The organism is Cellulophaga sp. L1A9, from assembly GCF_009797025.1.
Classification (GTDB): domain Bacteria; phylum Bacteroidota; class Bacteroidia; order Flavobacteriales; family Flavobacteriaceae; genus Cellulophaga.
Window position 1 is genome coordinate 3062561 of record NZ_CP047027.1, and the last position, 12852, is coordinate 3075412.

Sequence of the window (12852 nt, forward strand, 5' to 3'; positions counted from 1 at the left end):
GAATTAGGTTTTTTTAAAATGTAACCTGAGGCCGTAAAATTAATGTATTTTTGTCGTAATGTTTTAGATAGGTATGGAGAATTACAAAATGGTTGCCAAAACAATGTTTGGTTTTGAAGGAATACTAGCTAAAGAGCTACGCAAGCTTGGGGCTTTAAATATTGAAGAAGGTGTTCGAAGCGTTAGTTTTGAAGGTGATATGGGATTTATGTATAAAGCTAATTTGTGCTTACGTACCGCTATAAAAATCATAAAGCCTATTCACTCTTTTTCTGTAAAGAATGAGGAGGAATTATATAAGAAAATTTATGCTTTTGATTGGACGGAATATTTAACACCACACACTACTTTTGCAATTGATACTACCGTTAATTCTGAGAATTTTACGCATTCTCTTTATGTATCACAAAAGGTTAAAGACGCTATTGTAGATAAGTTTAGAGATTTGGATGGTATTCGTCCCGATGTGGATATTAAATTTCCAGACCTTCGAATAAATATACACATCCAGAAAGAACACTGTAATGTTTCATTAGATACTTCTGGTCGATCTTTACACCAACGTGGTTATAAAACAGCAACCAATATTGCACCCATTAACGAAGTTCTGGCTGCAGGACTTTTACTATTGAGTGGTTGGGATGGTCAAAGTGATTTTTTAGATCCAATGTGTGGTAGTGGAACCATTTTGGTAGAAGCTGCAATGATTGCTTGCAATATTCCGGTCAACATCAATAGAAAAGAATTTGCTTTTGAGAAATGGCCAGATTATGATCAAGAGTTGTTTGATAAAATAGTGGAAAGCTGTTTAAATAAAACGAGAGAATTCCATTTCAAAATCGCAGGTTATGATAAGGCACCCTCTGCAATACGAAAAGCACAAGACAATATTGAAAATGCTAATTTATCAGAATATATAAAAGTTGGGCAATTTAATTTTTTCGAAACAGAAAAATCTGTAGACAGCCATTTGCATATCTTATTTAACCCTCCTTATGGGGAGCGTTTGGATATAGATATGGAAGATTTTTATAAGAACATTGGCGATACCTTGAAGACGCATTATGCAGGTACAGATGCGTGGTTAATAACGTCTAATTTAGAAGCTTTAAAGTTTGTTGGACTAAGACCTTCTCGTAAAATTAAAGTCTTTAACAGTCACTTAGAATCAAGATTGGTGAAGTATGTGATGTATGAGGGAAGTAAGAAAACCAAATTTCAAAATCAAGAATCCTAAAATATGTCTTTAAAAAATAAAGCTTTACTCTTTAATTTTCTGTCGTTTGCGATTCTATTCGCTGTATTCCGATTTTTTGTAATGGACTATTTCTACGATAATAGAATCGTAAAATCTGTAGTTTCTGCATTAATTACAATGATTTTAGCACCAAAATTTGCGGTGCTAAAAAACAATGAGGGTACTAGAATTGTAATGAAATGGCTTTTTTCTAAAAGAATAAAAGAATTGTAATCTAATTTTTTGGTGGAGGTGGTGGCTCTTGTCTTCCACTTTCATCTACATATTTTTTACGAGCTTGCTTTTTCTTTTTATAAAGAGGAATAAAATACGTAATGGAATAATTAAAGTTACTACCAAAGCGACTGTTGTCTGTTACTTTGTTAAAGCCTGGAATCCATAGATTTTGAAAATTATCAGGTTCTTTATTACTTACCAATAACCCTAAGCGAACACTAGCTCCTAGGTAGATATTGGAAAACAATTCCACTTTTAATCCTAATACAGCTTCTATCCAAGAGGCATTAAGTGAGGAGTATTCTCCAATGTTTTCTGAACCCATGACAAAATCATCTTCACTAAAATAGCGATTGGAGCTAAAAATTTGATAATTATTTAAGGTCTGACTAAAGGTGCTATAGGCATAACGCCCACCAAGATGAATTATATTATTCATACCAAACCAATTTTCGTAAGTATTATAATCAACTCCCAGTTTTAAATAACTTCCAGAAGTGGTAAAGTTGTAGAGGTCTTCTTGGTTGGTTTTCTTTTCATTCCCCAATTCAGCCGCAAGATATAAATTAGGTTTGATTCTAAAATCCCCCACTAATTCTATGCCCGTGTAATCATCATCTAGTGTAGACAATATAATTTTACTTAAATCTATACCAACGCGTAAACCATATCTATCGGTTTTCTGAATGGTGTCTTTGGGCTGCAGATCTATAGGCTTAGATTGAGACCATCCTATTAAGGATATAAGAATAAAACTAATACTAATGATATATTTTAACATGCGCAGTGGTTTGATCTTCAACAGTAGTATTTATTATTTCAATATCTTTAATCCAATTATCTGTATCCGTAGTTAACTCATCTGTTAATTCTTCGTAATTAACTACATATCCACAGGCTCTGGAAACAAAAACTTCTTTAGTCGTATAATCAAAAACCAAGATATCTTCATTTGCATTTTCGGTATCGGTAGTAGCGTTTGTAGATAGATTATAAGTGGTAGATAAACTAGCGATGCGCAATGGAATCTGTATTGAATCAGTACCCACATTTGTAATGATATCTCCATATTCACCACTATCCAAAAGCCCTTTAACTAGTAGGTTGCTTGGTGCTTTTAAATCTGTAGTTATCGTTGCATCATAAAACCTAATCACTAAAAGTGGTGTATCACCATCTACACAAATATCATCTTTTTCGCAGGAATTGAAAGCAAAGACCAAGCCTGCTAGGAGAATTAAATACTTTAACTTATTCATAAATTATTGGATCATCACTAGGTTATTATCGCTTTTCCAAAAGTACAACATTTTCAACGTGATGTGTCTGTGGAAACATATCTACGGCTTGTGTTCTTGTAATCTTGTATTCGTCTTTCATGAGTTCTAAATCGCGTGCTTGTGTAGCGCTATTGCAACTTACATATACTACTTTTTGAGGTGCAATAGCTAAAATTTGTGCTACAACATCTTTATGCATTCCATCTCTTGGAGGGTCTGTAATAATAATGTCAGGAGTGCCGTTTTCGCTAATAAATTGTGCATTGAAAATATTCTTCATATCGCCAGCGAAGAAAGAAGTGTTTTCTATTTTGTTGAAAATCGCATTTGCTTTGGCATCTTCGATGGCTTCTGGGACCGCCTCAATACCAACTACTTTCTTTGCTTTTTTAGCAACAAACTGCGCAATAGTTCCAGTTCCGGTATATAAATCATAGACCAATTCATTACCCGTTAAACCAGCAAAATCTCTTGTTATTTTGTAAAGTTCGTAGGCTTGATCTGAATTTGTTTGATAGAAAGATTTTGCATTAATTTTAAATTTTAAGCCTTCCATTTCTTCAAAGATATGATCACGTCCTGCAAAACATACTATTTCTTGATCATAAATAGTATCGTTTTGTTTTTCGTTTACCACATATAATAGCGCTGTGATTTCAGGAAACTTAAGTTGTAAATGATTTAAAAGCAATTCTCTTTTAATTTTATCATTTTCAAAAAATTGAACCAATACCATTATTTCTCCTGTTGATGAAGTACGAATCATCATGGTTCTTAATAATCCATGTTGATTTCTTGGATTAAAAAAGGACAAGTCATTTTTCAACGCAAATGCCTTAGTTTCTAAGCGTATGGCATTAGAAGGATCTTCTTGTAAGTGACATTTTTCTATATCAAGGATTTTATCCCACATTCCTGGTATGTGAAAGCCTAATGCATTTCTGTCTTTTATTTCTTCATCAGATTTTATTTCATCTAAAGATAGCCAACGACTATCTGAAAAAGAGAATTCCATTTTATTGCGGTAGAAATATTGTTTTTTAGAACCTAGAATAGGAGTAATTTCAGGTAGCTCTAAATGTCCAATACGTATTAAGTTATTTTCAACTTCTTTTTGTTTGTAAAAAAGTTGATGTTCATAACCCATATCTTGCCATTTACAACCGCCACAAGTACCAAAATGCTGGCATACAGGTGCTACTCGCTTATCGGAAAGTGTAAGGAAATTTATAGCAGTACCTTCAAAATAAGCTTTTCTTTTCTTTGTAGTTTCAACATCGACAACATCACCAGGGACGGTGTTATTTAAAAAGATAACACGACCGTCTGGAGCTTTGCCAATAGTTTTGCCTTTTGCACCTGCATCAACTACAGTTACATTTTCAAAAACAGTTCTTGTTTTATTTTTTTTTCTACGCATGCCGCAAAAATAGAATGTTTTTATGTAAGTACATATAAGTTTATAATTTTATAACCTTTTAAAAGAGATATTTCTTAGATGTAATTACGAATTAAATAAAAAACTTTAGTATTATTTTATTATTCAGTAATTTGCGGTCTCTAGGGGTGATTTCTCTCCCACGCTGAATTTTCGAAACTTCGAAAAGATAAAGGTAGAGGAGGAATGGTTATTTTATTCATATTTAAATTTTATTAGAATGGCTATTTTAGAAACTATGACTTCTAAGGATGTAATCGCATTAGAAGAAAAGCATGGAGCACACAATTATCACCCATTACCTGTAGTATTAAGTAGAGGAGAAGGTGTTTTTGTTTGGGATGTAGAAGGTAAAAAGTATTATGATTTTTTATCTGCTTATTCCGCAGTAAACCAGGGGCATTGTCATCCAGAAATTGTTGGGGCAATGACCAAGCAAGCACAAACACTTACATTAACATCTAGAGCATTTTATAATGATGTATTAGGTAAGTATGAAAAGTACGCAACAGAAACCTTTGGTTTTGATAAGCTACTTCCAATGAACACAGGTGCCGAAGCAGTAGAAACCGCTTTGAAAATTTGTAGAAAATGGGCATATGAGAAAAAAGGAATTCCAGAAAATGAAGCACAGATTGTAGTTTGCGAGAATAATTTTCATGGGAGAACTACTACGATCATTTCATTTTCTAATGATCCTGTTGCTCGTAAGAATTTTGGACCTTATACAGACGGATTCTTAAAAATAGAATACGATAATATAAAAGCTTTACAAGAGGTTTTAGAGCAAAATAAAAATGTAGCTGGTTTTCTTGTAGAACCAATACAAGGAGAAGCCGGAGTTTATGTGCCTTCGGATAATTATTTAAAAGATGCAAAAGCACTTTGTGAAAAACACAATGTATTGTTTATCGCAGATGAAGTACAAACGGGAATTGCTAGAACAGGGAGACTTTTAGCTACTTGTGGTAACTGTAGTTGTTCTGATAAGCATTGTAGTGGTACTCCAGAGGTTAAAGCAGATATTTTAATATTAGGCAAGGCTTTATCAGGTGGTGCTTACCCTGTTTCTGCAGTATTAGCTAATGATGCTATTATGAATGTAATACAGCCGGGCAACCACGGTTCTACTTTTGGAGGGAACCCTATTGCAGCTGTTGTAGGAATCGCCGCCTTAGAAGTGATTAAAAATGAAAAATTAGCTCAAAATGCATTTGACCTAGGTGAATTGTTTAGAGCAGAATTGAATAAATTTATACCTACAAGTTCTATTGTAAACGCAGTACGAGGTAAAGGGTTGTTAAATGCTATATTAATCAATGATACCGAAGATAGTTCTACGGCTTGGGATATCTGTATGGCTTTAAAAGAAAACGGACTTTTAGCAAAGCCTACACATGGAAACATCATTCGTTTTGCACCGCCTTTAGTTATGACTAAAGAGCAGTTATTAGATTGTGTTGCTATTATTACCAATACACTTCAGAAGTTTGAAAAATAATATTTTCACTGTTTAATAAAAAAAATCCCGAGGCTTCTGCCTAGGGATTTTTTAATTTAAAGTGTTTTCTTTTTTTAAAAATTTCCGTCTGCTGCTGCAGCAACGAAAAACGCGATAATGACGCTAAAGTATAAAAGAAAAAATAATAAATAGATGGCTGCTATAGCTAAACCTACATAAGATAATATCTTACCTGTTTTAGAATTTTCATACCCTGTATATTCTCCAGTGCTTTGTATGTAAAGCTTATGTGCTTTATTTGCATTAGAAATACCTAAGAAGCTAAAGATAGCGCCAAAAGGTCCGCAACAAAATAAAGTTAAAACAATAGATAAAATCCCATAAGTTAGCGCTTCACTTTACCCTGGTAAAGATTGTTGATGCATATTATTGAGCTTCTTCTATTTGTCTCATCATTTCATCCCATTGCACCTGCATTTCGCTAAAACCACCAGTTGCGAAAAGGTAGATATAACGTATAACCATTAAAATGTTTAATATAACAGCGATCATTGCAACAATTTTACCCGTTTTAATGGTGCTATAATTATCATAAATTTCGGGATTTTCATTATTTAGTTTTTCAGCTTTAGTTGCCATGAAAAATGCAATTCCTGATGGTATTATACCAAGTCCTGCAAAACAGCAGCATAAGTATCCGAAAATACTAAGAACGATGATCATTGTTGCATTAGGTAGTTTTTGTTGTTCCATTTGTTTAGTTGTTTTAAAAGTTTAGTTATAAATTAGTATTAATAATTACCTCCAGATTCCATACTTTCAGTCCATCTTCTTGAAAATTCCGTGGACCATGCTTCCCAGCCTACTGTAGATAAGACGTAAATAACGTTAATTATCATCAATATATTCAAGATCAATGCAATCAATGCAACGATTTTACCTGTTTTAATGATATTATAGTTATCATAAACTTCTGGTTTTTCTTCATAGAGTTTCTGCGACTTCGTCGCCATGAAAAATGCAATTCCAGAAGGTATTATTCCTAGTGCAGCAAAACAGCAGCACAAATATCCTAATATCCCTAAAACAATTATTAGTGTTGCATTGGGTAATTTTTGTTGTTCCATAGTGATGCAGTTTAGTTATAAAAATTTTAAAATATAATTGGTTAATATTAGTAGGACACTAATACTAGTAAGGGAAATAATAATTTTATTAGCAGCTTTAAAGGTGAAAAAGTTATTGACAAGCAAAAAACCAAAAAGTAAAAGTAGGGTGTAAATTGCTGGATACATTTTAAAAGCAGCTCCAAATTCTCCATGAAGAATTAAAGATACAGAACGTTGAATCCCACAACCAGGGCAATCCATACCAAATATTTTTTTGCTAAAACAAGGTAGCATATACTCTTCTAATTTTAAAAAAAAGATAACAAGCTGCATTTTTTGTGTGAATTAAATTCTTTTGCCGAAAATTACTATTATTTTTAACCAATGAAAATAAAACAAATCATTTATTTTATCTTAATTCTTTCTGGAGCTCTTATCATGGGTTACGGCGGTTTGTTTGTAGCTAAGGAATATGCTTTAGCAGGAGGTATTATTCTTTTAATGCTAGGTGTATATAAGGCAAGTACTTCTTGGAAGAAATCTGAGCCAGAATCAAAAGATGTTTAGTATGACTTTTAAGGTTGATGATCGAGTAGAGGCTATGGATGATACCATTACAGGTATTGTTACAGAATTAAAGGGAGATAAGGTTACCGTATTAAGTGATGATGGTTTTTTATTGATCTACCATCCGTCAGAACTTATAAAAATTATAAACGACCGTAACCTGACAGTTTCCAATTTTGAGGTAGCAAAAATTAAATCTGAAAAAGCGATTCCTAAAAGGCGAAATTCACAAATTGTTAGGCCCAAAGAACGTACAGCCCCTAAAATGGAAGTAGATTTACATATTCATAATTTAGTTCCTTCTCAAAGAGGAATGTCTAATTATGACATGTTAAACATACAATTAGATACAGCCAAAAGACAACTAGAATTTGCTGTTCGAAAAAAAATACAGAAAGTAGTTTTTATACATGGGGTAGGGCAAGGCGTTCTTAAAGAAGAATTACACTACCTTTTTGGTCGTTATGATAATGTGAAATATTATGATGCAGATTATCAAAAATATGGATTAGGAGCCACTGAAATTTATATTTTTCAGAATGCTTAATTAGTCGTAATAGTCCCATATTCATCAATACTTAAGTCTGTAATTCTTTGGTCAGTACTGGTTTCTAGTGTAATACTTGTAAGTTCTATATAGTGTTCGTATTCAGGAACATCAACGGTTCCAGTAGACGTTGTTGTAATGGTTATAGTTGCTTCTGTGGCAGTAATTTCATCGAGTACTGTAGGTGTGCTAGGAGGTATGTCATCGCAAAAATAATCGCTCGTTACGGTGTCAGAGAATAATCTGTAAATAATGGTTGAGGATGTTGAACTTGTCATTTCAACAGTGATCGTACCTTCTTCTTGTTGAAGAACATCTGCCCCTAAAATTAAAATTAGCGCTTCATCATCATTTATTTTGAAAAGTGTATTCGCTTGAGCAATATCAATAGTACTACAGGTCTCTATATCAACATCATTAAAATCAAGAGATTCAATTTGTAAATCACCATCATCACAGGAAGAGATGAATATTAACATAAAAACAATATAGAGCTTCTTCATTTCTAAGATTAAATTTATAATTCTGTTTCAAATTTACAAGTTTTAATTGCTAATTACCTAGTGGTTTATGTTCATTTTATGAAAAGCATAAAAATTATTCTGTGATGTTTATTTTTAAAAAAAAGAAATGAATTCTTTATCACGCTAATTATTTGCTAATTGGGGTGTAATAAGTTTTAAATCTTTTAATTTAGCGCTCTTATTAGATTTTTAGGGAATGAGAAAAGTATATTTAGATAATGCAGCAACAACACAGGTTAGAGAATCTGTAATTAAAAAAATGCAAGAAGCTTTAGCAGAATGCTATGGAAACCCTTCCTCTACACATAGTTTTGGGCGCACTGCTAAAACAGCGATAGAAAGAACTAGAAAAACAATTGCTAAATATATCAATGCACATCCTTCTGAAATTATTTTTACTTCCGGGGGTACAGAAGCGGATAATATGATTTTACGCTGTGCTGTTCGCGATGCGAATGTAACTACAATTATTACTACAAAAATTGAACATCATGCGGTACTTCATACCGTGGAAGAACTAGAGAAAGAGTATGGTATTACTATTGCTTATGTAGATTTAGATGAATTTGGGAATCCAAAATTTTCACATTTAGAATCCTTATTGGAAGTTGATGATTCTAAAAAGTTAGTAAGCTTAATGCATGTGAATAATGAAATTGGAAATATTATTCCAATAGCAGAAATTGCAAGCTTATGTAAGAAATATAATGCGCTGTTTCATTCTGACACAGTGCAATCTTTAGGGCATTTGCCTTTTGATGTTCAAACGATTTCTGCAGATTTTTTAACAGCCGCTGCGCATAAATTTCATGGACCTAAAGGGATTGGTTTTGCTTTTGTTCGAAGAAATTCAGGACTTAAACCTATGATTTTTGGAGGGTCACAAGAACGTGGTTTTAGAGCAGGAACAGAAGCTTTTCATAATATTGTAGGATTAGAAGAGGCCTTTGTTTGTGCGTATGATAATCTTGAAAAAGAGAGAGCTTATGTTACAGGCTTAAAAACCTATTTCATAGAGAACTTAAAAAAGGCTATACCAGGAGTTATTTTTAATGGTCACTCTGGAGATTTGGAAAAAAGCACGTATACCTTGGTAAATGCTAGATTACCTTTTGATGCACAAAAATCTTTAATGCTATTGTTTCAATTAGACATTAAAGGTATTGCTTGTTCTAAAGGTAGTGCCTGTCAGTCAGGGAGTGATTTAGGTTCACATGTACTTTCTGAGATTTTAGACCAAGAAGAAATGAAAAAACCATCCATTCGGTTTTCGTTTTCAACATTTACAACGGAAGAAGATCTAGACTACGTGATTCAAGAATTAAAAACTTTTTCAGAAAATTAATTCTGTTTTTTGTTTTTTACTCTTTCGGTATCATAAGGAAATTTCTTTGTTGCTTGTTTCATCATTAAATCAATGAGATCTCTAGTGTTTTTACCAGATTTTTTATTGATTTTCTTTTCGTAACGCCAAAGTAATTTTCCTGTCTCGCCATCGCTAATTTTTATCCCTATTCTTCCATAATTTGCTTCCCCTAAAATATAATCCATAAAACTAAACTCTGTAGGGATTCCGTCAGATAGCAAAATATTTAGATGGGTGTTTCCACTAATAATTCCATCGACATTTAAAATTTTACACAAATCTTTTATGCTATAGATATCAATATTATCATAATTGATATTGTTTTGCGCAAGGATGGCATTGGTGTTTTTTGTATTTTGAAATTCTACAGTAAATTTCTTTTTCTTTTTAGGTTGCAAAAAATAAACTTCGAGAGCGTCTTGCACCGCATAACCTTCTTTTTGTTCCAAGGCTTTTTTCTCTTCTTTAGATAGCGTTTCTTCTAAATCTAAATTTGTAAAAAAAGGTAAAATTGCTAACTCCTTATGATCTTTTGAAAGTTCATTAAATTTTGGACTTTCATAAATGTCTTTTTGTGAAAAAGAGAATTGCGTAATAAATATTAAAAATATGAAGCTTAATTTTTTCATGGTACTATGTTCTAAAATCTCATGCGAATTTTTAAATTTAGAATCCGACTTGTTAAATAATTAGGCACTGCAAATTGTTGTTTGGTATCTATATCACGAACCCAAGTATTTGTTATGGAATTTTGATTGTTAAATAAATTGAACAATTCAAATCCACCTGACAATTCTTTAAATCCGCTAAACCAACTATTTTTAGCTGCTCTTTTGTTTTCATCTACAAAAGTATAGGAAATTCCTAAATCTGCCCGTTTATAATCTCTTAATCTACTATTAAATAAATAAGGATCTGCATAATTAGGGGAACCGCCTGGTAGTCCAGTAGTATAAATCAAATTTAAATACATTCTAATATCTGGTATTGAGGGAATGTAGTCTTGAAATAGAACCCCTACCTTAATACGTTGGTCAGTAGGTCTTGCGATAAACCCGCGTTTCTCACTATTCTCTTCAGTTTTCATATATCCTAGGCTAACCCAAGATTCTGTGCCAGGAACAAAAGCACCGTTTAATCTAAACTCGGCACCATAGGCATATGCGGTCGCATTATTGTTGGCTGCATAACGAATGCGAACATCCTCAACTGTATAGGTGTTTATAGAACTTAAGTCTTTATAGTAAGCCTCACTGACGAGTTTAAAGGGACTGTCCCAAAGGATAAAGCTATATTCGTTTGTAAGCACAGTATGAATAGATTTTTGCGCTTTTACATTCGGATTTACAAGACCATTAACATCACGAAATTCGCGATAAAACGGAGGTTGATGGTAAACACCTGCTGCAATTTTGAAAAACATGTCTTTTTCCCAATTGGGTTTTAATGCTATTTGCGCTCTGGGACTAAATACTGTTTGAGAATTGCTTGAAATATTCTTGCCAGAAACTGACCAATGCTGACTTCTAGCTCCTATGTTAAAATAAAGGGTATTAGATTTCCATCCTAATTGCTTGCTATATTGCAGGTAAGCAGATGCTCTATCTGTTTGTACATAGTTCGTGGCATTTGCACTCTCAAGAGCCACAATAGGGGCGTCAAAAGGAGTGGCGGGTTGGTTGTTTGCAAAATCTATAGTGCTTGGTCTTACCAAGTATCCTAAAGAGTCTAGAAATTCGGACTCCATTAGTCGATCTCTAATATCTTCATGACTATACTTTATGCCCCATTCCAATTTACCGTCATTTTTTGAGTAAATACCTTTGTGTTCAATATTTAAAATTAACGCATCTAAGGTATTTCTTGCCCGATTAAACTGTGTACCCAATCTTCTACTATTGGAAACATCACCCAAATCAGAACTTATATCTCCTAATTGGTATTGTGCAATAATATCTGATGCTTCTTCTTCTATGGTATGGTATATGGACGGAATTAGTTTGAGAGTAGTGTTCTCATTAATTTGAAATGTTGCCTTTAGTGCTCCTGATACCGCATTGTATTTATTGTGTTCTTGACCAGCGTAATAGATAGTTAAAGACTTTGGCTCGTTTAACGTTCCAAAATTTGTGGTTCTTGATGTTGGATTGTTTTGATACTCATTAGTAGATAACGTTCCTAAAAAGCCAATATTTATTTTTTTTGATATGCTGTAACTTTCATACGTCTGAAAATCAAATGCAATAGGCGTAATATTGGTGTTTGTTTCTTGTGAGTTTATCAGTAAGCTATTGTCTCTATATCTAAGCCCAGAAATAGAACTTAGCTTCTTGTTTTTACTACTGGTTTCTAAAGTTACATTAGCGCCTAATAAACTAGCATCTATTTCTAAACCAAATGAGACAGGGTTTTTATAAGTGATATCTAAAGCAGATGAAAGTTTATCTCCATATTTTGCTTGAAATCCCCCAGAAGAAAATTTTACATTTTGGATCATTGCACTGTTTACAAAACTTAGGCTTTCTTGTTGCCCTGACCGTATTAAGAATGGTCTGTAAACCTCAATTTCATTCACATAGACTAGGTTTTCATCGTAATTACCTCCGCGCACATTGTATTGCGTACTTAATTCATTATTTGATGATACTCCGGGTAACAACTTCAATACATTTTCTACGCCTGCATTTGCACCGGGGATTAATCTAATTATTTCAGGGGCAACCGTTGTAATGGCGGCTACAGTTTTTTCGCCAGAAGCGGTAATTGTAACTTCGTCTATTTGAATAATATCTCTCCGTAAAACAGGATTAAATTCAAAGGTTTCGTTTGTGCTAAGGAGTAATTTATTTAAAACAACATCCTTATGTCCAAGGTGTGAAAATGTGATGTTAATTTCTTGGTCTGCATCAATCTCTAAAAAGTAAAATCCATTGCTGTCGGAAACTGTGCCATGCAAGGAAGTGTGCACAGTAGTATTAGAAATAGGTAAATGATTAGTGTCTAGAATAACCCCAGTTATATTTGCTTTTTGGGCAAGTATAACAACAGGGAATAAAAGAAAATAAAATAATTTAATACATTTCAA

15 protein-coding genes and 1 pseudogene are annotated in these 12852 nt (G+C 33.1%); 6 read left to right on the top strand and 10 right to left on the bottom strand.

Features of this window, described 5'->3' with window-relative positions:
- Positions 1-73: 73 nt before the first annotated feature.
- Together GQR94_RS13360 and GQR94_RS13365 are read left to right on the top strand one after the other, a co-directional pair.
- Positions 74-1237 carry a class I SAM-dependent RNA methyltransferase gene (locus tag GQR94_RS13360; protein ID WP_158975961.1) on the top strand — a complete coding sequence of 388 codons (1164 nt, stop codon included), beginning with the start codon at positions 74-76 and terminating at the stop codon, positions 1235-1237.
- A gap of 3 nt (positions 1238-1240) precedes the next feature.
- Positions 1241-1471 (top strand): hypothetical protein, encoded by a 231-nt coding sequence (locus GQR94_RS13365; RefSeq protein WP_158975962.1) that lies wholly within the window; start codon positions 1241-1243, stop codon positions 1469-1471.
- Between the two features lies 1 nt (position 1472).
- Here GQR94_RS13365 and GQR94_RS13370 read toward each other — a convergent pair whose 3' ends face one another.
- Genes GQR94_RS13370 through rlmD form a run of 3 tightly spaced genes read right to left on the bottom strand, consistent with a single transcriptional unit; the run spans position 1473 to position 4174 of the window.
- Positions 1473-2255, bottom strand: coding sequence for a DUF6048 family protein (locus tag GQR94_RS13370; protein ID WP_158975963.1), 783 nt, complete (start codon positions 2253-2255; stop codon positions 1473-1475).
- A complete protein-coding gene (locus GQR94_RS13375) occupies positions 2236-2733 on the bottom strand; it encodes a DUF6452 family protein (protein WP_158975964.1) in 498 nt (165 codons plus the stop codon). Before GQR94_RS13375 ends, GQR94_RS13370 begins: the two co-directional genes overlap by 20 nt.
- A 25-nt stretch (positions 2734-2758) precedes the next feature.
- Entirely contained in the window at positions 2759-4174 is a 1416-nt protein-coding gene (rlmD, locus tag GQR94_RS13380) for a 23S rRNA (uracil(1939)-C(5))-methyltransferase RlmD (RefSeq protein WP_158975965.1), read from the bottom strand.
- A gap of 238 nt (positions 4175-4412) precedes the next feature.
- Between rlmD and rocD the strand changes: the two genes are divergently transcribed.
- Complete coding sequence (gene rocD / locus GQR94_RS13385; RefSeq protein WP_158975966.1) at positions 4413-5693, top strand: ornithine--oxo-acid transaminase; 1281 nt, start codon at positions 4413-4415, stop codon at positions 5691-5693.
- A gap of 74 nt (positions 5694-5767) precedes the next feature.
- On the opposite strand, the pseudogene GQR94_RS22830 reads toward rocD, so the two are convergent.
- The 4 genes and pseudogenes from GQR94_RS22830 to GQR94_RS13400 form a co-directional block, all read right to left on the bottom strand.
- Positions 5768-6034: pseudogene (locus GQR94_RS22830) on the bottom strand (CCC motif membrane protein); the annotation flags it as partial.
- 46 nt (positions 6035-6080) lie between these two features.
- Complete coding sequence (locus GQR94_RS13390) at positions 6081-6407, bottom strand: CCC motif membrane protein (RefSeq protein WP_158975967.1); 327 nt, start codon at positions 6405-6407, stop codon at positions 6081-6083.
- Between the two features lie 38 nt (positions 6408-6445).
- Entirely contained in the window at positions 6446-6781 is a 336-nt protein-coding gene (locus GQR94_RS13395) for a CCC motif membrane protein (protein WP_158975968.1), read from the bottom strand.
- Positions 6782-6796: 15 nt separating this feature from the next.
- The gene (locus GQR94_RS13400) at positions 6797-7096 is read right to left on the bottom strand and encodes a DUF2752 domain-containing protein (protein WP_158975969.1); all 300 of its coding nucleotides are present in this window, start codon (positions 7094-7096) and stop codon (positions 6797-6799) included.
- A gap of 51 nt (positions 7097-7147) precedes the next feature.
- Here GQR94_RS13400 and GQR94_RS13405 point away from each other — a divergent pair, with 51 nt between their 5' ends.
- Together GQR94_RS13405 and GQR94_RS13410 are read left to right on the top strand one after the other, a co-directional pair.
- The gene (locus GQR94_RS13405) at positions 7148-7330 is read left to right on the top strand and encodes a hypothetical protein (RefSeq protein WP_158975970.1); all 183 of its coding nucleotides are present in this window, start codon (positions 7148-7150) and stop codon (positions 7328-7330) included.
- A 1-nt stretch (position 7331) separates the two neighbouring features.
- The gene (locus GQR94_RS13410) at positions 7332-7877 is read left to right on the top strand and encodes a Smr/MutS family protein (RefSeq protein WP_158975971.1); all 546 of its coding nucleotides are present in this window, start codon (positions 7332-7334) and stop codon (positions 7875-7877) included.
- Here the strand turns inward: GQR94_RS13410 and GQR94_RS13415 are convergent.
- Positions 7874-8380 carry a hypothetical protein gene (locus GQR94_RS13415; RefSeq protein WP_158975972.1) on the bottom strand — a complete coding sequence of 169 codons (507 nt, stop codon included), beginning with the start codon at positions 8378-8380 and terminating at the stop codon, positions 7874-7876. The genes GQR94_RS13410 and GQR94_RS13415 overlap by 4 nt on opposite strands.
- A 217-nt stretch (positions 8381-8597) precedes the next feature.
- On the opposite strand from GQR94_RS13415, the gene GQR94_RS13420 reads away from it, so the two are divergent.
- The gene (locus tag GQR94_RS13420) at positions 8598-9746 is read left to right on the top strand and encodes a cysteine desulfurase family protein (protein ID WP_158975973.1); all 1149 of its coding nucleotides are present in this window, start codon (positions 8598-8600) and stop codon (positions 9744-9746) included.
- On the opposite strand, the gene GQR94_RS13425 is transcribed toward GQR94_RS13420, so the two are convergent.
- Entirely contained in the window at positions 9743-10396 is a 654-nt protein-coding gene (locus GQR94_RS13425) for a hypothetical protein (RefSeq protein ID WP_158975974.1), read from the bottom strand. The genes GQR94_RS13420 and GQR94_RS13425 overlap by 4 nt on opposite strands.
- 11 nt (positions 10397-10407) lie before the next feature.
- A complete protein-coding gene (locus GQR94_RS13430; RefSeq protein ID WP_158975975.1) occupies positions 10408-12852 on the bottom strand; it encodes a TonB-dependent receptor plug domain-containing protein in 2445 nt (814 codons plus the stop codon).

What these genes read in the sequence shown, in the direction of transcription:
- GQR94_RS13400 (WP_158975969.1), bottom strand. Translation starts at nt 7,096, where the DNA reads ATGCAGCTTGTTATCTTTTTTTTAAAATTAGAAGAGTATATGCTACCT.
- GQR94_RS13360 (WP_158975961.1), top strand. Translation starts at nt 74, where the DNA reads ATGGAGAATTACAAAATGGTTGCCAAAACAATGTTTGGTTTTGAAGGA.
- GQR94_RS13415 (WP_158975972.1), bottom strand. Translation starts at nt 8,380, where the DNA reads ATGAAGAAGCTCTATATTGTTTTTATGTTAATATTCATCTCTTCCTGT.
- GQR94_RS13410 (WP_158975971.1), top strand. Translation starts at nt 7,332, where the DNA reads ATGACTTTTAAGGTTGATGATCGAGTAGAGGCTATGGATGATACCATT.
- GQR94_RS13405 (WP_158975970.1), top strand. Translation starts at nt 7,148, where the DNA reads ATGAAAATAAAACAAATCATTTATTTTATCTTAATTCTTTCTGGAGCT.
- GQR94_RS13365 (WP_158975962.1), top strand. Translation starts at nt 1,241, where the DNA reads ATGTCTTTAAAAAATAAAGCTTTACTCTTTAATTTTCTGTCGTTTGCG.
- GQR94_RS13395 (WP_158975968.1), bottom strand. Translation starts at nt 6,781, where the DNA reads ATGGAACAACAAAAATTACCCAATGCAACACTAATAATTGTTTTAGGG.
- GQR94_RS13420 (WP_158975973.1), top strand. Translation starts at nt 8,598, where the DNA reads ATGAGAAAAGTATATTTAGATAATGCAGCAACAACACAGGTTAGAGAA.
- rocD (WP_158975966.1), top strand. Translation starts at nt 4,413, where the DNA reads ATGGCTATTTTAGAAACTATGACTTCTAAGGATGTAATCGCATTAGAA.
- GQR94_RS13370 (WP_158975963.1), bottom strand. Translation starts at nt 2,255, where the DNA reads ATGTTAAAATATATCATTAGTATTAGTTTTATTCTTATATCCTTAATA.
- rlmD (WP_158975965.1), bottom strand. Translation starts at nt 4,174, where the DNA reads ATGCGTAGAAAAAAAAATAAAACAAGAACTGTTTTTGAAAATGTAACT.
- GQR94_RS13390 (WP_158975967.1), bottom strand. Translation starts at nt 6,407, where the DNA reads ATGGAACAACAAAAACTACCTAATGCAACAATGATCATCGTTCTTAGT.
- GQR94_RS13375 (WP_158975964.1), bottom strand. Translation starts at nt 2,733, where the DNA reads ATGAATAAGTTAAAGTATTTAATTCTCCTAGCAGGCTTGGTCTTTGCT.
- GQR94_RS13425 (WP_158975974.1), bottom strand. Translation starts at nt 10,396, where the DNA reads ATGAAAAAATTAAGCTTCATATTTTTAATATTTATTACGCAATTCTCT.